General features: G+C 73.0%; 19 protein-coding genes. 1 reads left to right on the top strand and 18 read right to left on the bottom strand.

What is annotated here, in order from left to right; all coding sequences use genetic code 11:
* Nucleotides 1–37: 37 nt before the first annotated feature.
* From K304_RS0111555 to K304_RS0111505, 11 genes are all read right to left on the bottom strand, one after another.
* Nucleotides 38–361, bottom strand: a complete 324-nt coding sequence (locus K304_RS0111555) for a DUF2469 domain-containing protein (protein WP_023527784.1) — start codon at nt 359–361, stop codon at nt 38–40.
* A 39-nt stretch (nt 362–400) separates the two neighbouring features.
* A complete protein-coding gene (lepB, locus tag K304_RS0111550; protein ID WP_027763875.1) occupies nt 401–1,165 on the bottom strand; it encodes a signal peptidase I in 765 nt (254 codons plus the stop codon).
* 272 nt (nt 1,166–1,437) lie between these two features.
* The gene (lepB, locus tag K304_RS28545; protein ID WP_037790057.1) at nt 1,438–2,439 is read right to left on the bottom strand and encodes a signal peptidase I; all 1,002 of its coding nucleotides are present in this window, start codon (nt 2,437–2,439) and stop codon (nt 1,438–1,440) included.
* Nucleotides 2,393–3,415, bottom strand: a complete 1,023-nt coding sequence (gene lepB, locus K304_RS0111540) for a signal peptidase I (RefSeq protein WP_027763874.1) — start codon at nt 3,413–3,415, stop codon at nt 2,393–2,395. The genes lepB (K304_RS28545) and lepB (K304_RS0111540) overlap by 47 nt, the downstream gene beginning before the upstream one ends.
* The gene (lepB, locus tag K304_RS0111535) at nt 3,408–4,130 is read right to left on the bottom strand and encodes a signal peptidase I (protein WP_027763873.1); all 723 of its coding nucleotides are present in this window, start codon (nt 4,128–4,130) and stop codon (nt 3,408–3,410) included. The genes lepB (K304_RS0111540) and lepB (K304_RS0111535) overlap by 8 nt, the downstream gene beginning before the upstream one ends.
* Complete coding sequence (gene rplS, locus K304_RS0111530) at nt 4,127–4,477, bottom strand: 50S ribosomal protein L19 (protein WP_027763872.1); 351 nt, start codon at nt 4,475–4,477, stop codon at nt 4,127–4,129. Before rplS ends, lepB (K304_RS0111535) begins: the two co-directional genes overlap by 4 nt.
* A gap of 131 nt (nt 4,478–4,608) precedes the next feature.
* A complete protein-coding gene (gene trmD, locus K304_RS0111525; RefSeq protein ID WP_027763871.1) occupies nt 4,609–5,427 on the bottom strand; it encodes a tRNA (guanosine(37)-N1)-methyltransferase TrmD in 819 nt (272 codons plus the stop codon).
* Nucleotides 5,424–5,951, bottom strand: a complete 528-nt coding sequence (gene rimM / locus K304_RS0111520) for a ribosome maturation factor RimM (RefSeq protein WP_027763870.1) — start codon at nt 5,949–5,951, stop codon at nt 5,424–5,426. Before rimM ends, trmD begins: the two co-directional genes overlap by 4 nt.
* A 133-nt stretch (nt 5,952–6,084) precedes the next feature.
* Entirely contained in the window at nt 6,085–6,324 is a 240-nt protein-coding gene (locus tag K304_RS0111515) for an RNA-binding protein (RefSeq protein WP_027763869.1), read from the bottom strand.
* Nucleotides 6,325–6,326: 2 nt separating this feature from the next.
* The gene (gene rpsP, locus K304_RS0111510) at nt 6,327–6,785 is read right to left on the bottom strand and encodes a 30S ribosomal protein S16 (protein WP_027763868.1); all 459 of its coding nucleotides are present in this window, start codon (nt 6,783–6,785) and stop codon (nt 6,327–6,329) included.
* 205 nt (nt 6,786–6,990) lie between these two features.
* Nucleotides 6,991–7,650 (bottom strand): hypothetical protein, encoded by a 660-nt coding sequence (locus K304_RS0111505; RefSeq protein WP_078528942.1) that lies wholly within the window; start codon nt 7,648–7,650, stop codon nt 6,991–6,993.
* A gap of 403 nt (nt 7,651–8,053) precedes the next feature.
* Between K304_RS0111505 and K304_RS0111500 the strand changes: the two genes are divergently transcribed.
* The gene (locus K304_RS0111500; RefSeq protein ID WP_027763866.1) at nt 8,054–8,896 is read left to right on the top strand and encodes a class I SAM-dependent methyltransferase; all 843 of its coding nucleotides are present in this window, start codon (nt 8,054–8,056) and stop codon (nt 8,894–8,896) included.
* A gap of 86 nt (nt 8,897–8,982) precedes the next feature.
* Here K304_RS0111500 and K304_RS0111495 read toward each other — a convergent pair whose 3' ends face one another.
* The 7 genes from K304_RS0111495 to K304_RS0111465 all read right to left on the bottom strand — a co-directional run bounded on the left by K304_RS0111495 (nt 8,983) and on the right by K304_RS0111465 (nt 17,275).
* Nucleotides 8,983–10,128: a DUF6596 domain-containing protein gene (locus tag K304_RS0111495; protein WP_027763865.1), complete on the bottom strand. Its 1,146-nt coding sequence runs from the start codon at nt 10,126–10,128 to the stop codon at nt 8,983–8,985.
* Between the two features lie 8 nt (nt 10,129–10,136).
* Nucleotides 10,137–10,544: a YciI family protein gene (locus K304_RS0111490; protein ID WP_027763864.1), complete on the bottom strand. Its 408-nt coding sequence runs from the start codon at nt 10,542–10,544 to the stop codon at nt 10,137–10,139.
* Between the two features lie 140 nt (nt 10,545–10,684).
* Nucleotides 10,685–11,203, bottom strand: coding sequence for a GNAT family N-acetyltransferase (locus K304_RS0111485; RefSeq protein ID WP_027763863.1), 519 nt, complete (start codon nt 11,201–11,203; stop codon nt 10,685–10,687).
* A gap of 26 nt (nt 11,204–11,229) precedes the next feature.
* Nucleotides 11,230–12,783, bottom strand: coding sequence for a signal recognition particle protein (gene ffh / locus K304_RS0111480; RefSeq protein WP_027763862.1), 1,554 nt, complete (start codon nt 12,781–12,783; stop codon nt 11,230–11,232).
* Between the two features lie 76 nt (nt 12,784–12,859).
* Nucleotides 12,860–15,382: a [protein-PII] uridylyltransferase gene (locus tag K304_RS28540; protein WP_051308320.1), complete on the bottom strand. Its 2,523-nt coding sequence runs from the start codon at nt 15,380–15,382 to the stop codon at nt 12,860–12,862.
* A 244-nt stretch (nt 15,383–15,626) separates the two neighbouring features.
* Nucleotides 15,627–15,965, bottom strand: coding sequence for a P-II family nitrogen regulator (locus K304_RS0111470; RefSeq protein WP_027763861.1), 339 nt, complete (start codon nt 15,963–15,965; stop codon nt 15,627–15,629).
* Nucleotides 15,962–17,275: an ammonium transporter gene (locus K304_RS0111465; RefSeq protein WP_027763860.1), complete on the bottom strand. Its 1,314-nt coding sequence runs from the start codon at nt 17,273–17,275 to the stop codon at nt 15,962–15,964. Before K304_RS0111465 ends, K304_RS0111470 begins: the two co-directional genes overlap by 4 nt.
* Between the last annotated feature and the right edge of the window lie 198 nt (nt 17,276–17,473).

Below are 17,473 nucleotides of genomic sequence, written 5' to 3'. Positions count from 1 at the left end.
GTGTGAAGGGCCCGCGGCCCGGAAGGTCCTGCTCAGGTCAGCCCTTGAAGCCGGAGTCCTCGGGCAGGTCGAGTTCGCTCTTGTTGAGCTCCTCGATGTTCACGTCCTTGAAGGTGAGCACCCGCACCTGCTTCACGAACCGCGCCGGCCGGTACATGTCCCAGACCCAGGCGTCTGCCATGGACACCTCGAAGAAGACCTCGCCCTGGACGGAGTGCACCTGCATCTCGTAGTCGTTGGTGAGGTAGAAGCGTCGTTCGGTCTCGATCACGTACTTGAACAGCCCGACGACGTCGCGATACTCGCGATAGAGCTTGAGCTCCATCTCGGTCTCGTACTTCTCGAGGTCCTCGGCGCTCATGGCGTGTTCCCCTTCAGCCGTGCGTGCCCCTATTGTGCGTCAGCTCCGGCGCCGGCCGTGCGAGGCCGCCGCCGACCGGCGGGACAGCGGCCCGTGCGCCGCCCCTCCCATGATCAGGACGGTACCCGCGACGACGGCGATCAGCATGGGGACCAGCGGTCCGGGCCGGGACACTCCGCCCGGCAGCTGCGCGAAGCCCTCGGGTCGTTCGACCATGCCGAAACCTTCCAGCGGCCAGGCCGTCGCGTCCACCCGCCCCCGCACGGCGTCGCGCGGCACGGCCCAGTGGTCGGCGTCACCCTCCAGGCGCATCAGGGAGTCCTGGGAGGTCGTGCGATGGTCGCCCAGCAGGAAGAGCCGGCCTTCGGGGACCCGCTCGTCGAAGCGAGTCATGGCCTTCCGGTCGTCCGGCCCGAGGTACTCCTCGTCGACGGGTTCGCCGTTCACGGTGATCCGCCCCTCGGCGTCGCAGCAGGCCACCGTGTCGCCGCCGACCGCCACGACGCGCTTGACCATGGGGACGTCCCCCCACACAGAGTCGTAGAAGACGACGACGTCGCCGCGCCGGACCTGGTCACCGCCGACGCGTTCGGCGAGTACCCGGTCGCCGGCCTGGATGGTCGGTGCCATCGAGCGGGTGGGAACCGTGTACGGCTGGTATACGATCGCGCCCCAGACGAAGCCGCCGAGGAAAAGCACGCAGCCGATCGCCACCGCGACGCCGGAGAGGGTGTCGCCCAGCCCACGGCGCGGCCGTGTGCCGCCCGGGCGTGCCGCACCGGTCGTCCGTACTGCGTTTCCCATCCCTGCGCTCCCGGGTCCGTCGCCGCCTCGCCGCCATCGCACCGCCGGGTCGCTGACGGCCACGGGGCGTCGCCCGACCTGCCCGGAGGTCTGGGCGAACCCTACCGGCGAGCGCGCGCTCTCCGGGAGTGCGGAGGACGGCACGCAGGAGCGAGGTGTCCACGTGGGGGGCGCCTCATCCGCCGGTCACCACGCGGGGGCCGAGCCGCGACACGTGTGTGGCCGGGCCCTCCGGGGCCCGGCCACACCTCGGTCCGTACCGGGGACGGGGCTCAGTCGCCCGTCGTGATCCGCTCCGCTCGGCGCGAGGCGTCCGCACGCACCGGGCGCCGGCGAAGCCACAGGGCCAGCGGTGCCACTCCGGCCACGCCCATCAGGGCGGGGGCGGCACCGACGGCCTGGGCGGCGACGCCCTTCTGGTCGAAGGTCCCCGGCACCGGGAGGGTCGCCCAGCGGTCGAGGGGCCAGGCGACGACCACGGCGCGGCCGATGGCCTCGTCGACGGGCACCATGCCGCCGTCGGGGCCGTCCTGGTGGTAGCGCGAGTCCCGGGAGTTCTGCCGGTTGTCGCCCATGACCCACATGTGGTCCTCGGGCACGGTGACGGGCCCGAAGGGCCTGTCGTCGCACGGCGTGCTGCCGGGCTTGAGGTACGACTCCTCGAGCGCGGCGCCGTTGACCTTCACCGGCCCGCCCTTGCGGCAGGAGACGGTGTCGCCGCCGACCGCGATGACGCGCTTGATCAGGTCCTGTTCGTCGGCGGACGGCATCAGCCCGATGAAGCTGAACGCCTTCTGCAGAGCGTTCTGCTCGTTGGGGATGTCGGGGAGCCAGCCGCCCGGGTCGTGGAAGACGACGACCTCGCCGCGCTCCGGCTCGGAGCCGAACCAGGGCGTCAGCTTGTCGACGAGGACGCGGTCGCCGATCTTGAGGCTGTCCCGCATCGACTCCGAGGGGATGGAGAACGCCTGGAGCAGGAAGGTCTTGATGACCAGCGCCAGCACCAGCGCGATGCCGACGAGCAGGGGCAGTTCCTTCCAGAACGGCCGTGCCTGCTTCTTCTTGCGGTCGCGGCCGGCCCCGCCGTGCCCCTCGCCGCCGTCACGGCCGTCACGGGCGCCGTCTCCGTCGTCCCCTGTGTGCGACACGCCCACGGTGTCCGTCTCGCCTCCCTGCGGGCTGGGCCGTTCGTCACTCATCAGCGGCGTCGGTCCGCGGCCGTCTCCCTCAGGTCCCTCGGGATAGTCGTGACCGGACCGCGCGCCGTAGCCCATGTCCCCCACTCTCACTCCTCACACTGCGCTTTCGTCGGTCCCGGTACCGGGCCAGACCCACCACTGTGACAACGAGCGAGAGTTCCAAGGGGCTCGGAAGCCCACTCCTTCGGATCTGCTCGGCAGCTTGTGCGGTCGCCTCCGTGCCGGAGGGGTCCGGCACCGCGGCGAAGGTCTCGTTCTCCGACAGCCGCTGCCAGTGGTCCACCGGCCAGGCTACGACCATGGCCCTGCCGACGATCAGTTCCTCCGGAACCGTACCCCGTCCGGGTGAATCGAGGTGGTACCGGGAGTCCGCCGAGTTGCCGCGGTGGTCGCCCATCACGAAGTACCGGCCCTCGGGGACCGTGACGTCGAACTCGATCTTCGACGGCGCGTTGCCCGGGTACAGGTACGGTTCGTCGACGGGGTGGCCGTTGACCGTGATCCGGCCGTCGGAGCCGCAGCAGCGGACGCGGTCGCCGCCGACGGCGACCACCCGCTTGATGAGGTCCTGCTCGTCGTCCGACGGGAGCAGGCCGACGAACGTCAGCAGGTCCTTGACCTGCTTGATCCCGACCGGATCGGTCCCCTGCTGCTGCTGTTGCGGTTCGCCGTCCAGCCAGCCGCCCGGGTCCTGGAAGACGACGACGTCGCCGCGTTCGGGCCGGCCGCCGAACCACGGGGTCAGCTTGTCGACGACGACGCGGTCCCCGATCCGGATGGTCTGCTCCATCGACCCGGAGGGGATCACGAACGCCTGCACCAGGAAGGTCTTCAGCACCAGCGCTATCACCAGCGCGATGCCGATCAGGATGGGGATCTCCTTGGTCACCGACAGCCGGCGGCGCCGCTTGATGCGCCTGGCCGCACGTCGCCGGTCGGCGCGGCCCTCGCCGGGGCCGCGCAGGGTGGCGGGCCGGTCGGCGGAGGGCTGCGGCGGGGGTGTCGCGTCGGGACGCCGGTGGTGACCGGCGGGTCTGCCGCGCCTACCCATGTGGCCCCGCCTCGCGAGCGGCGCGTTGCGTACCGGCGGACAGGGTGGTCCAGCGGTCGTGGGGCCAGGCGATCCAGTCGGCGCGGCCGATGACGCGGTCCAGCGGGACGGTGCCGCCGCCGGGCAGCCCCAGGTGGTCCCGGGAGTCGCGGGAGGCGGAGCGGTGGTCGCCCATGACCCAGAGCCGGCCTTCCGGAACGCGGATGTCGAAGCGGACGGCGGAGGGGGCGTCTCCTTGGTGAAGGTACGTCTCGGTCAGCGGTTCGCCGTTCACCACAAGCCTCCCCCGCTGGTCGCAGCACCGAACGCGGTCCCCGCCGACGCCGATGACCCGCTTGACGTACTCCGTGTCCGCCGGGTCCGACAGGCCGAGGGCGGAACCGAACCTGCGGAGCAGACCGGACAGCGCCCCCGAGCCGGTGCCGGACGGGAGGAAGGACCCCCTGCCGTCGAACACCACGACGTCCCCCCGTTCGGGACGGTCACCGAAACGGTAGGCCAGCTTGTTCACCAGGACCCGGTCCCCCACCTTCAGGGTCGGCGCCATCGACGAACTGGGGATCGAATAAGGCTGCACCACGAAGGCGCCGACCAGCAAGACCGCCACGAGAACGGCCGCGGCACCCGTCGTGAGCCGAAAAGAGCGCGGCCGACGCCGGTGCCCCTGCTCGGGGACCTCCGCGCGGCCGCGCTCCGTTCGCACGAACGAGATCAGTTCTCGCGCTTCTCCTTGATCTTGGCGGCCTTGCCGCGCAGGTCGCGGAGGTAGTACAGCTTCGCGCGGCGGACGTCACCGCGGGTGACGACCTCGATCTTCTCAACGATCGGGGTGTGCACCGGGAAGGTGCGCTCGACGCCGACGCTGAAGCTGACCTTGCGGACCGTGAAGGTCTCGCGCACGCCGGAGCCCTGGCGGCGGATCACGACGCCCTTGAACTGCTGCACACGGGAGCGGCTGCCCTCGACCACGCGGACGTGGACGTTGACGGTGTCGCCCGGGCGGAAGGGGGGGACGTCCTCGCGCAGCGAAGCCGCGTCGACGTTGTCGAGCAGGTGAGACATGATCGTCTGCTTTCCTCGCCGATGCCACAGGCCATCAGCGGAACATGGTGAACGGATGTACGGTCGCCGCCGCTCCGGTCGGGCGTTGATCCCCCTGTGGCAGGGTCGCGCGCCGGACGCGAGGCAGCGGCCTATTCTTCCACGGGCCTCGTCGTGCGCCCAAATCGGCCCCCGGTTCCGACCTCCCAGCCCAGTGCGGAGAGCGTCGCCCGGTCCTGCGCGTCGAGCCCGCCGGGATCGCACGCCTCGATCAGGTCGGGCCGGTGGGTGCTGGTGCGGGCGAGCGCCTGGTCGCGGCGCCACCGGGCGATCCGCCCGTGGTGGCCGCTGACCAGCACCTCGGGGATCTCCCGGCCGCGCCACTGAGGGGGCTTGGTGTACACCGGGCCTTCGAGCAGACCGGCCATGCTCCCGGGGGCGAAGGAGTCGTCGCGGTGGGACTCGGCGTTGCCGAGCACTCCGGGCAGCAGGCGGGCGACCGCCTCCACCATCACCAGTACCGGCGCCTCTCCCCCGGCGAGCACGTAGTCGCCGATGGAGACCTCGCGCACGTCCAGGCGCGACCCGTACTCCTCGACGACGCGGCGGTCGATGCCCTCGTAGCGGGCCGGGGTGAACACGAGCCAGGGTGCGGCGGCGAGTTCGACGGCGAGGGCCTGGGTGAACGGCCGTCCGCTGGGCGTGGGAACGACGAGGACGGGCTCGCCCTGGTCCGGGGCGCCGGAGGCGAGGATCTCGTCCAGCGCCTCGCCCCACGGCTCGGGTTTCATCACCATGCCGGGCCCGCCGCCGTACGGGGTGTCGTCCACGGTGTGGTGCCGGTCGTGGGTCCAGGTGCGCAGGTCGTGCACCCGGACGTCGAGCTGCCCGCGGGCGCGCGCCTTGCCGACCAGGGAGACGTTCAGCGGCTCCAGGTACTCCGGGAAGATCGTGACGACGTCGAGCCTCACGCGCCCTTCCCCTCCTCCTCGTCGAGCAGCCCGGGGGGCGGGTCGACGACCATGCGCTGCGCGGACAGGTCGATCTCCGGGACGATCTCGGTGACGAACGGAATCAGCGCCTCGCCGCCGTCGGGGCGCCGTACGACCAGCAGGTCCTGCGCGGGCAGGTGGGCGATCTCCTCGACCCGGCCGACGGCGCGCCCGTCGCGGGTGACGACGTCGAGGTCGAAAAGCTGGTGGTCGTAGAACTCCTCGGGGTCGTCCGGGCTCTGCTCCGGGTCGACCTCGGCGACCAGCAGGGTGTTGCGCAGCGCCTCGGCGCCGGTGCGGTCCTGCACGCCGGCGAAACGCAGCAGCAGGCGTCCGCTGTGCACCCGGCCCGTCTCGATGGTGAGCGGGCCGACGCCCGGCGGGTCGGTGGCCAGAACGGCTCCGGGCGCGAGTCGCACCTCGGGCTCGTCGGTGCGTACCTCCACGGTGACCTCGCCGCGGATGCCGTGGGCGCGGCCGACGCGGGCGACTACCAGCTGCACGGTCTCGGGTTCCCCTTCTTCTCGCGTGTCCGCCGCCGGGGCGGGTGGTGCGAACAGCGGCAGCGGCCGGGTGCGGCCGGAGCCGCCCCCGGCCGCTGCCGGTGGTGCGTGGTACTGCTCAGCGTGCTGCTGCTCAGCGGATCTGGTCCACGTCGACGAGGTCGACGCGGACACCGCGGCCGCCGAGGGCTCCCACGACGGTGCGGAGCGCACGGGCCGTGCGGCCGTTGCGGCCGATGACCTTGCCGAGGTCGTCGGGGTGCACCCGGACCTCCAGCACGCGCCCGCGGCGCAGGGTGCGCTCCGCGACCTGCACCTCGTCGGGGTGGTCGACGATGCCCTTCACGAGGTGCTCGAGGGCCTCCTCGAGCATCCTCAGGCCTCGGTCGACTCGGTGGCGGCGTCAGCGGACTCGGCCTTGGCCTCGTCCGCCTTCTTCTCGCCCTTGTCGGACTTCTTGGCCTTCGGCGTGATGGCCTCGCCCTTGGGCTCGTTCGCCGACTGCTTTGCCGCGGCCTCGAAGAGGGCCTTCTTGTCGGCCTTCGGCTCGGCGACCTTCATCGGCTCGGGGGCCGGCAGACCCTTGAACTTCTGCCAGTCGCCGGTGACCTTGAGGATGGCCGCGACCGGCTCGGTCGGCTGCGCGCCGACGCCCAGCCAGTACTGGACGCGCTCCGAGTCGACCTCGATGCGGGAGGGGTTCTGCACCGGGTGGTACAGGCCGATCTCCTCGATGGCGCGGCCGTCGCGGCGGGTGCGCGAGTCGGCGACGATGATGCGGTAGTGCGGCGAACGGATCTTGCCCAGTCGCTTCAGCTTGATCTTGACTGCCACGGGTGTGGTGTCTCCTGGTCTTGACGTGGTGGGGCGCGGCGGAAGGCCACGTGGGGTTGTGGTGTCCTGGCGCCCGACGGACGCGTCAGCCGGAGGAGAGAGGGGTCCTGGACGGCTGCCGAGTACAGCCGCCCATGATGCCACACCTCACCGGTCCGGCCGAACCGGGGGCCGGACCGGTGAGGTGTGGCCGCCGCCGGCGCGTTCAGCCCGCGACGGCCATCGGTTCCTTGGACGGCGCGGCGTCCGGGATGCGGAAGGGCTTGCCGCAGGCTCCGCACATGATGGGCGCCTGCGCCAGCACGGAGGGGACGACGCGGACGTTGCGCCCGCAGTCGCAGACCGCCTTGACCCGTACCCCGCCCCCGGAGGAGCCGTGCCGGGCCGCGGGCCCGCGGAAGCTGCGGCCGCTCTCGGTGGTGGTGGCCGCGTCGTGCGCCTTGAGGGCGCGGTGCAGTCGGTCGGCGGTGGAGCGGTAACGCCGGCGGGTGGCCGGGGTGAGGGCCACGAGGGAGAAGCCGCTGCTCGGGTGCGGCTCTTCCGCGTGCTCCAGCCCCAGCTCTTCGGCGATCGCGAGGAACCGGCGGTTGTGGTAACGACCGGCGCGCGAGGTGTCGCGGACGCCGCGGGCGGCGGCGATCCCGTGCACGGCCTCGTGCAGCAGCCGTTCGAAGGAGAGCTCGGCGCCGCAGGCGGACGAGGACTCTCCGATGAGTGATTCGGGCGCGGCCAGGTCCGGCAGCTCGGGATGGTGCCGTTGAATGTCGGCCCAGGCGGCTGCCAGCTCGGCGGCGAGAACTGGTGGTGTCGTGCTCACGTCGTGAACAACGAGCGAGGGGGTCCGGGTGTTCCGATTCGGGGCCATCCCAAATAATTTTCCCGTACCGGTCAGTTCACTCCGATGGGCCCTGACGAGGACGGGTGCGCCGATCTGCGGAGAAGACGCACAGTCGTGGCATTCCCGGACGTAGTTCCGATTCGTACGCCTTCGGTACGCCGGGCCGCCGCGCGGGCGAGCGCACGCTCCCCCGCGCTCACTGGGACGCGCGCGCCGCCGGTCGCGGTTCCCTCGCCCCTCCCGGATGCCACGACCATATGTCCCGATTAGCATGACTTCGCGTCGCGGCCCTCCGCCCGGCGCATGCTACGGCAGTGCCCCCGCGACGCCGGATGCCGGATGCCGGGCCCGGACGGCGACGTGCTGCGGCGTACGGCGGCGGCCCGAACCCCGCGGCCGATCGGACGGATCGACGGATCGAGGCGCCTTGATGACACCCACGCTGGTCCACCACCCGCAGCGCGCCCGCGACTGGGCGGAGATCCAGGAGCGGATGATGGTCCCGCTCTACGAGGCGGTCTTCGACCGGCTGGAGGTCGGCTCCGCCTCCCATGTCCTGGACCTCGGCTGCGGTTCCGGGCTGGCGCTGCTCCTCGCCGCGGCCCGCGGTGCGTCCGTGACGGGCGTGGAACCGGACGAGACGCGGCTGGCACTGGCACGCGAGCGCCTGATGCCGGAGCCCGGCGGCGCTCCGGGCGGCCGGAGGGTGCGACTGGTGGGCGCCCGCGTGGCGGACGAGGTACCGCTGCACGAACCGCTGCCCACGGTGGTGACCGCGTTCGAGGCGCTGCCCGGCCCCGAGGTGCTGTCCCGGACGGTGGCCTCGCTCGAACGGAACACGCCGGTGGTGCTGGCCGGGTGGGGGCCTGCCGAACGCTGCGGAGCAGCGTCGGTGCTGCGGGTGGCCGAGCGGGCGGCGGACACCGCGGACATGCAGGACGGGGAGGCCGGGGAGGCCGGGGAGGAAGCCGGGGAGCCGCCGCGTATGCCGGGGTGCTGGCAGCCCGGGGGGCGTGACGGGCTGGAGGAGCTGGCCCGCACCGCCGGTCTGCGGCTGGACGGCTCCGGGCGGGTTTCCTGCCCGTTCGGCTACGCCGACATGGACAGTGCCGTCCGCGGGCTGCTGTCCACCGGGCTGTACGACCGGGCGGAGCGGACCGCGGAGGAGGGGGTGGTGCGCGCGGAGCTGATCGAGGCGCTCGCCGCCCACCGGCGCGGCGACGGCACGGTGTGGATGCCGAATCTCTTCCGGTACGTGATCGCACGGGTCTGACGCCCTCCCGGTCCCGCGCGCGGAACCGGGAGGTCCAGGCACCGCGGAGGACGCCCCCTGCGGGGGAGGTGCCGGATGCCGGCCGGTCAGCGGGGCCGGACGGCGTTGAGCCGGGCGGCCTGGCGCGTGAGGTGGTCGCGCTCGGCGCGGTCGGGTGCCTTGTGGGCCGCCTCGGCGTACAGCCGGGCCGCCGTCGTCAGGTCGCCGTCGCGCTCGTGGAGGTAGGCCGCGACCGCCGTGTGGCGGGGCAGTGCGGCGTCCAGCGGCGCGAGGGCCGCCAGACCGGCACGCGGTCCGTCGGCCTCCCCGACGGCGACCGCCCGGTTGAGCCGGACGACGGGGTTGTCGGTCAGGCGCGCGAGCTCGTCGTACCACTCCACGATCTGCACCCAGTCGGTCTCGCCGGCCGTCGGGGCGTCGGCGTGGAGTGCCGCGATGGCGGCCTGGGCCTGGAACTCGCCCAGCCGGTCACGTGCGAGGGCGGCCTGGAGGATTCCGACGCCCTCGGCGATCGACGCGGTGTCCCACCGGTCTCGGTCCTGCTGGGCGAGCGGCACCAGGCTGCCGTCGGACGCGGTCCGCGCGGCCCGCCGGGCATGGTGGAGCAGCATGAGCGCGAGCAGCCCGGCCACCTCGGGGTGGTCGATGGCCGCCGCGAGCTGCCGGGTGAGCCGGATGGCCTCGGCGGCGAGGTCGACGTCGCCCGAGTAGCCCTCGTTGAAGACGAGGTAGAGGACGCGGAGCACGGTGGCGACGTCGCCCGGCCGGTCGAAGCGCGCTCCGGAGACGGTGCGCTTGGCCCGGCTGATGCGCTGCGCCATGGTCGCCTCGGGCACCAGGTAGGCCTCGGCGATCTGGCGGGTGGTCAGCCCTCCGACGGCGCGCAGGGTGAGCGCGACCGCCGATGCCGGGGTCAGCGACGGGTGGGCGCAGAGGAAGTAGAGCTGGAGGGTGTCGTCCGCCGAGGGAGTCGGGCCTGGCGCCGGCTCCTCCTCGACGCGGCCCTCGCGCCGGCGGCGGGAGGCCGCCGCCCGGGTCGCGTCGAGGAACTTGCGCCAGGCGACGGCGACCAGCCAGCCCTTCGCATCCCGCGGAGGGTCGGCCGGCCAGACCCGGAGCGCCTCGATCAGGGCGTCCTGCACGGCGTCCTCGGCCGCCGCGAAGTCGGCTCCGCGGCGGACGAGGACGGTGAGCACGCTCGGCGTGAGACTCCTGAGCAGGGCCTCGTCCATCTGCGGGGTCACTCCGTGATGGTGGGGGGCTCGGTCAGGAAGGGGCGCACCTCGAGCCACTCGTGGATCGGCTCGCCGCCCGCCCCGGGGGCGGCCGACAGCTCCCCGGCCAGTGCGACGGCGCGCTCGTAGTCGTCGACGTCGATGATCATCCAGCCGGCGATGAGGTCCTTGGTCTCCGCGAACGGCCCGTCCGTGACCGGCGGGCGTCCCTCACCGTCGTAGCGGACCCACGCCCCGTCGGGGGCGAGCGCCTGGCCGTCGACGTACTCGCCGGTCTTCTCCAGCCGGGCCGCGAAGTCGTTCATGTACTGCACGTGCGCCGAGATCTCCTCGGGGCTCCACCGGTCCATCGGCACGTCGTTGACCGGGGCGGGGGCGCCGCGGTAGTGCTTCAGCAGCAGGTACTTGGCCATGACGGTTCTCCTCGGTGCTCGTGCGGCCCATTGTGGCCGCCTTCACCCCGGGGACGGAGCCGGACGCGGGTTCTCGACATCTCCGTCCGACTTTCTTCCGGGCTCTCTTTGAACGGGCCCCGACGCGCCCGGTGCCGCCGTCAGGCCGCGCCGGGCCACTCCTCGGCGGTGAGCGCGAAGCGCTCGTGGTCGCGCCAGGCTCCGTCGAGGAAGAGCATGCGCGGCGAGAAGCCCTCGTGCCGGAAGCCGAGCCGTTTCGCCATGGCGAGCGAGCGTTCGTTCTCCGGCTGAACGTTGATCTCCAGCCGGTGCAGTCCCAGGCCGTCCGGTCCCTCGGCGAAGCAGCGGTCGACGATCAGCCGCATGCCCTCGGTCATCCGTCCGGTGCCCGCGTAGGGCACGTAGCTGTCGTAGCCGAGCGAGCCGTTGCGGAAGCGCGCGCGGACGATGTTGGCCACGTTGACGCGTCCCACCAGTCCGTCGTCCTCACGGTCGAAGATCAGGTAGGACCGCAGCACCGGGCCCTGGCGGCGCACCAGGTCGGGCAGGCCGTCCGGTTCGACCGGGTTCCAGGGACGCAGATGGTCGGCCGACCGGACGACGGCCTCGCTGTAGACCCGCTCGTCCTCGGGACGCGGGGGACGGATGTAGACGCGCATGGGTCACATCATCCCCCGCCCCCGTCTCACTTCGGCGGGAGCATGTCCTTGAACTCCTGCGGCAGCTCGAAGTCGCCGGCGTCCTGACCCGCACCGGGCATACCGAACGCGCCGCCGGCGGCACGCCGTTCGGCCGCGGCCTGCTCCTCCTGCCGGCGCTTCATCGGGTTGCCGGACTGGCGCTTGCCCTTGGCCTTCTTCTGCTGCTTGCCCTTCTTCCGCCCGCCGCCCACGCCGGGCATTCCCGGAACACCGGGCATACCGGGCATGCCGCCGCCCTGCGCCATCTTCGACATCATCTTGCGGGCCTCGAAGAAGCGCTCCACCAGGTTCTTCACGGCGCTGACGTCGACGCCGGAACCGCGGGCGATGCGCGCACGGCGGGAGCCGTTGATGAGCGTGGGCTCGGCCCGCTCGCCGGGGGTCATCGACTTGATGATGGCGGCGGTGCGGTCGACGTCCCGCTCGTCGAGGTTGTTGATCTGCTCCTTCATCTGGCCCATGCCGGGCATCATGCCGAGCAGCTTGGAGATGGAGCCCATCTTGCGGACCTGCTCCATCTGGGCCAGGAAGTCGTCGAGCGTGAACTCCTTCGGCCCCTTCGCCAGCTTGGCGGCCATCTTCTCGGCCTCTTGCTGGCTGAAGGTCTGCTCGGCCTTCTCGATCAGCGTGAGCATGTCGCCCATGCCGAGGATGCGGGACGCCATGCGGTCCGGGTGGAACGCGTCGAAGTCGTCCAGCTTCTCGCCGTTCGAGGCGAACATGATCTGCTTGCCGGTGACCTGCGCGACGGACAGGGCGGCACCGCCCCGGGCGTCGCCGTCCAGCTTGGAGAGCACCACGCCGTCGAAGCCGACGCCGCTCTGGAAGGCCTCCGCGGTGGTGACCGCGTCCTGACCGATCATCGCGTCGACGACGAACAGGATCTCGTCCGGGCGTACGGCGTCGCGGATGTCCGCGGCCTGCCGCATCAGTTCCTCGTCGATGCCGAGACGGCCGGCGGTGTCGACGATGACCACGTCGTGCTGCTTGTCGCGGGCGTAGGACACCGAGTCCTCGGCGACCTTCACCGGGTCGCCGACACCGTTGCCCGGCTCCGGGGCGAAGATCGCCACGCCGGCGCGCTCGGCGACGACCGAGAGCTGGTTGACCGCGTTGGGACGCTGGAGGTCGCAGGCCACCAGCAGCGGGGCGTGTCCCTGCGTGGTGAGCCAGCGGCCGAGCTTGCCGGCCAGGGTGGTCTTGCCCGCGCCCTGGAGACCCGCCAGCATGATCACGGTCGGCGGGTTCTTGGCGAACCGCATCCGGCGCGTCTCGCCGCCGAGGATGCCGACCAGCTCCTCGTTGACGATCTTGACGACCTGCTGGGCGGGGTTCAGCGCCTGGGAGACCTCGGCGCCGAGCGCGCGCTCCTTGACCTGCTTGATGAACGACCGGACGACCGGCAGCGCGACATCGGCCTCCAGCAGGGCGATGCGGATCTCGCGCGCCGTGGCGTCGATGTCCGCCTCACTCAGGCGGCCCTTGCCTCGGAGGTTCTTGAAGGTCGCTGCGAGGCGATCGGAAAGAGTGTCGAACACGGCGGTCGCGGATCCTTCGCGTCGGATGTGGTGCGGGCGGTCGACCCCCAAGGGTATCCGCCCGCACCGGGTGCGGTCAGGTCCCCTCGGCCGGGGCCCGTTCGGCCAGCGCGCGCTGCACGCCGCGGGCGACCTCCTCGGCCGCCGCCGGCGGCAGCGGCGCGCCCTGGACGTCGGTGACGTAGAAGGCGTCCACCGCGTTCGCGCCGAGCGTGCCGACGTGCGCACTGCGGACCCGTACGCGGGCCTGCTCCAGTGCCCGGGCGATGCGGTACAGCAGGCCGGGCGCGTCCGGCGCACGCACCTCCAGCACGGTCGCACGGCGGGATGCCTCCGGCGTGGCGACGGTGACGCGGGCCGGCGGGGGCGCCACGCCGCGCCGGGGCGTGCGGTACGCCGCCTCGCGCTCGGCGAGGCGGGCCTCGACGCGGAGTCCGCCGTCCAGCACGCGGTGCAGGTCGGCCCGGAGCCGTTCGGCGTCCGGCAGCCGCCCGTACGCGGCGGCGACCCGCCACCCGAGGAGCAGCACGGCCGGGTCGCCGGGGTCGGCCGAGGTTTCCCCGTCCCCGGGATCTGCCGGGTCGGGGTCTGCCGGACCGGGGTCGGTGCGGACCTCGGCGGTGCGCACCGTGAGGCGGTGGAGGGCGAGCAGGCCGGCGACGGCGGGGAGGCCACCCGGCCGGTCGGGCAGCGCGACGAGCAGGTGCGCGCCGTGCGGTGCGGTGGCCGCCTCGGCGTCCTGAGGTCCGGTGTCCGGTTCCGGGAAGAGTTCCAGCACCGGCGCGCCCGTGCGCCGGGCCCGTTCGACGAGACGTGCGGTGCGCGGGTCCTGGAGCCGGCCGGGAGCCGCCTCGGGCGCCTCCCCCGCGAGCACCGCGTCCACGCGCTTGACCAGGTCGGCGACGAGCGACGCGCGCCAGGTCGACCATGCGGCGGGCCCGGTGGCGAGCGCGTCCGCCTCGGTGAGGGCGTGCAGCAGTTCCAGCGTGCCGCGACGCTCCACGGCGGCTGCCACCGCCTGCACGGTGGCGGGATCGTCCGGATCGCGCCGGGTCGCGGTCTCGGCGAGCAGCAGATGGTGCCGGACCAGCGTGGCGAGGACCCTCGCGTCGTCGGGGCCGAAGCCCATCCGGGCGGCGGCGTCCCGCGCGATGGTCTCCCCCACGACCGAGTGGTCGCCCGGCCACCCCTTGCCCAGGTCGTGCAGCAGCGCGGCCACGAGCAGCAGGTCGGGGCGCTGCACCCGCCGGGTCAGCGCGGAGGCGCGTACGGCGGTCTCCACCAGGTGCCGGTCGACGGTCCAGCGGTGCACGGGGTTGCGCTGCGGACGGCAGCGCACCCGCTCCCAGTCCGGCAGCAGCACGTCCGTGAGCCCCGCCGCGTCCAGCGCCTCCCACACCGGCACCGTCTGCGGCCCTGCGCCGAGCAGGCTGACGAACTCCTCACGGGCACCCGGCGGCCAGGGCACGGGCAGGGGCGCCGCATCGCGTGCGAGCCGGCGCACGGCGGACGGGTTGAGCGGCAGTCCCGCCTGGGCGGCGGCCGCGGCGGCACGCAGCGGGAGAACGGGATCGCGGTCGGGGCGAGCGGTACGGGCCAGGGAGACCTCGCCGTCGAACGCGACCACGCCGTCGGCCAGCGGGGTCCGCTCCGGCTGCGCACCACGCGGGGCGCGACGCCCGGCGAGCAGGCGCGTGCGACCGGGGCGTGCTGCGCGGGCACGCAGGACGCGGGAGACGTCCCGCCAGGTGACGTCGGCGGCGTAACCGATGGTGTGCGCCGCCTCGTACACGCGGCGCAGCAGCGCGTCGGCGTCCGGCAGGCCGAGAGCGGCGGCGACCGGGTCCTGTTCCTGGAGGGCGAGCCGGTCGGTGGTGCGGCCGGTGGCGAGATGGAGGGCGTCGCGCACGTCGAGCAGCGCGGTGCGGGCGTCGGCCAGCCCCTCGCGCGGAGCATCGGCGAGCCAGGACGCGGCGACGGCGCGCAGCGCGACGGCGTCGCGCAGGCCGCCGTACGCCTCCTTGAGGTCGGGTTCGAGGAGGAAGCGGAGTTCACCGTGCCGGTGGGTGCGTTCGCGGACCAGTTCGCGGAGTTCGGGGAGGCGGCGGTGGGCGTCCGCACGCCACGCGGCGAGGGCGGCACCGCGTACGGAGGCGGTGAGCCGGGGGTCGCCGGCGATGTGGCGCAGGTCGAGGAGGCCGAGCTGCACCTTCAGGTCGCCGGCGGCGGCCTTCGCCGCCTCGGCGGGGGTGCGCACGGAGTGGTCCAGCGCGATGCCCTGGTCCCAGACGGGGTACCAGACGCGGTCGGCCAGGGAGGCGACGGCTGCCGCGCCGGCGCCCCCGCCCGCGCGCGGCTCGTGGAGGAGCACCAGGTCGAGGTCGCTGGCCGGGGAGAGTTCGGCGCGGCCGTAGCCGCCGGCGGCGGCGAGGGCGGTACCGGCCGGGGGCTGCCCGGCGCCGTGGAAGAGGGCGCCGTGGAAGAGGGTGACGAGCCACTCGTCGGTGGCCCTGGCGAGGGCCTCGCGGCGCGCCGGGCCCGCGCAGCCGGCGGGGTCGCCGTGGAGCGTGCGGTCCCGGAGGGTGGCGTACTCGGTCACGGTGGGCCTCCTTACTCCGTCCTCGGTCGCCGGACGGGCGCGGTCGCCGTCCGCGGTGCTGCTTCCGCCGCCTCGGCTCCCGCGCCGCCTTCCGGGCTTCTCTCCGCCGGGCCGGGGCCCGCAGCGGGTGTCGGCCCCGAGGCCGGACGCGGTCGCCGCGCGCGGGTGGATGAGACGCCGGCGCGTTCCGGAAAGCCCGGGGCGTCCGCCGCGCAGGGGCACGCGGCGGAGCGCTCGCGGAGCGTCAGAGCGCGTCGGGGCCGCGTTCGCCGGTGCGGACGCGGACCGCGGTGTCGACGGGAACGGACCACACCTTGCCGTCGCCGATCTTCCCGGTGTGCGCCGCCTTCACGATCACGTCGACGATCTGCTCGGCGTCGTCGTCCTCGACGAGCACCTCCACCCGCACCTTCGGCACGAGGTCGACGGTGTACTCGGCGCCGCGATAGACCTCGGTGTGGCCGCGCTGGCGCCCGTACCCGCTGGCCTCGGTGACCGTCAGGCCGTGGACGCCGAACGCCTGGAGGGCCTCCTTCACCTCGTCGAGACGGTGCGGCTTGATGACTGCGGTGATGAGCTTCACGCGTCCACCTTCCTGGTCGTGTTCTTCCCGGCCTGCGGGGCCGCGGCCGGTTCGTCGTGGGCGGCGCCGCCGGACGTCGCGGGCGACGCGGCACGGGCCACCGCCGTGGCGCCGACCGCGCTGAAGTCGTACGCCGTCTCGGCGTGGTAGGCGTGGTCGACGCCGGTGGTCTCGTCGTCCTCCGTGGCACGGAAGCCGACGGTGACCTGGACCAGTTTGGCGAGCAGCCAGGAGGCGACGAAGGAGAAGCCCAGCACGGAGAACGCCCCGATCGCCTGCTTCCCGAGCTGGGTGAGGCCGCCCACACCGTCGGTCGCGAGCACGCCGACCAGCAGCGTGCCGATGAGGCCGCCGACCAGGTGGACGCCGACGACGTCGAGGGAGTCGTCGTAGCGCAGCTTGTACTTCAGGCTGACCGCGGCCGAGCAGACCGCGCCGGCGACGACGCCGATGAGGATCGCGCCCAGCGCGTTGACGTGAGCGCCGGCCGGGGTGATGGCGACGAGGCCGGCGACGGCGCCGGAGGCGGCGCCGAGGGTGGTGAAGGCGCCGTGCCGGATGCGCTCGTAGGCCAGCCAGCCGAGCATCGCGGCGCCGGTGGCCACCTGCGTGTTGAGCGCCATCGTGGCGGCCGTGCCGTCGGCGGCGAGCGCGGAGCCCGCGTTGAAGCCGAACCAGCCGAACCACAGCAGGGCCGCGCCGAGCATCACCAGCGGGAGGCTGTGCGGACGCATCGGGTCCTTGCGGAAGCCGATCCGGTTGCCGACGACCAGCACGGCGGCGAGCGCGCCGATACCGGCGTTGATGTGTACGGCGGTACCGCCGGCGAAGTCGATGACCTCGAGTTCGTACAGCCAGCCGCCCTCGGCCCACACCCAGTGCGCGACGGGGAAGTAGACCAGGGTGACCCAGAGGCCGATGAAGAGCGCCCAGCCGCTGAACTTCACGCGGTCCGCGAGCGCGCCGCTCATCAGCGCGGGCGTCAGGACGGCGAACATCAGCTGGAAGAGGGCGTAGGCGAAGACCGGGATGCCCTCGTCGCCTCCGGTGAGGGACTCCACGGTGACGCCCTGGAGGCCGATGTGCTCCAGGCTGCCGATGACGCCGCCGTGGTCCGTACCGAAGGCGAGGGAGTAGCCGTAGAGCACCCACAGCACGCTGACCACGCCCAGCGAGACGAAGGACATCATCAGCATGTTGAGTGTGCTCTTCACCCGGACCATGCCGCCGTAGAAGAAGGCCAGGCCAGGGGTCATCACCATGACCAGCGCTGCGCTGATCAGTACGAATGCGGTATCCGCGCCGTTCACTGTGGGCGTCTCCTTACACGGTTGCGACCCGTGGGACACAGATCTGGGGACCGGTTCAGCCCAGAGTCCCGGGATCGCGTTTCGGCCGTGGTGGCGCGTTGTTTCGCCGTGGTGACGAAGACGACCGCGGTGTTACGGGTGGGTGAACGCGTGCGTCCGGGCGCCCCCGTGGAAAAGGGGACCGGCCGCGACGCCACC

Source organism: Streptomyces sp. CNS606, assembly GCF_000426325.1.
This window is presented reverse-complemented; position numbering and strand designations above follow the sequence as displayed.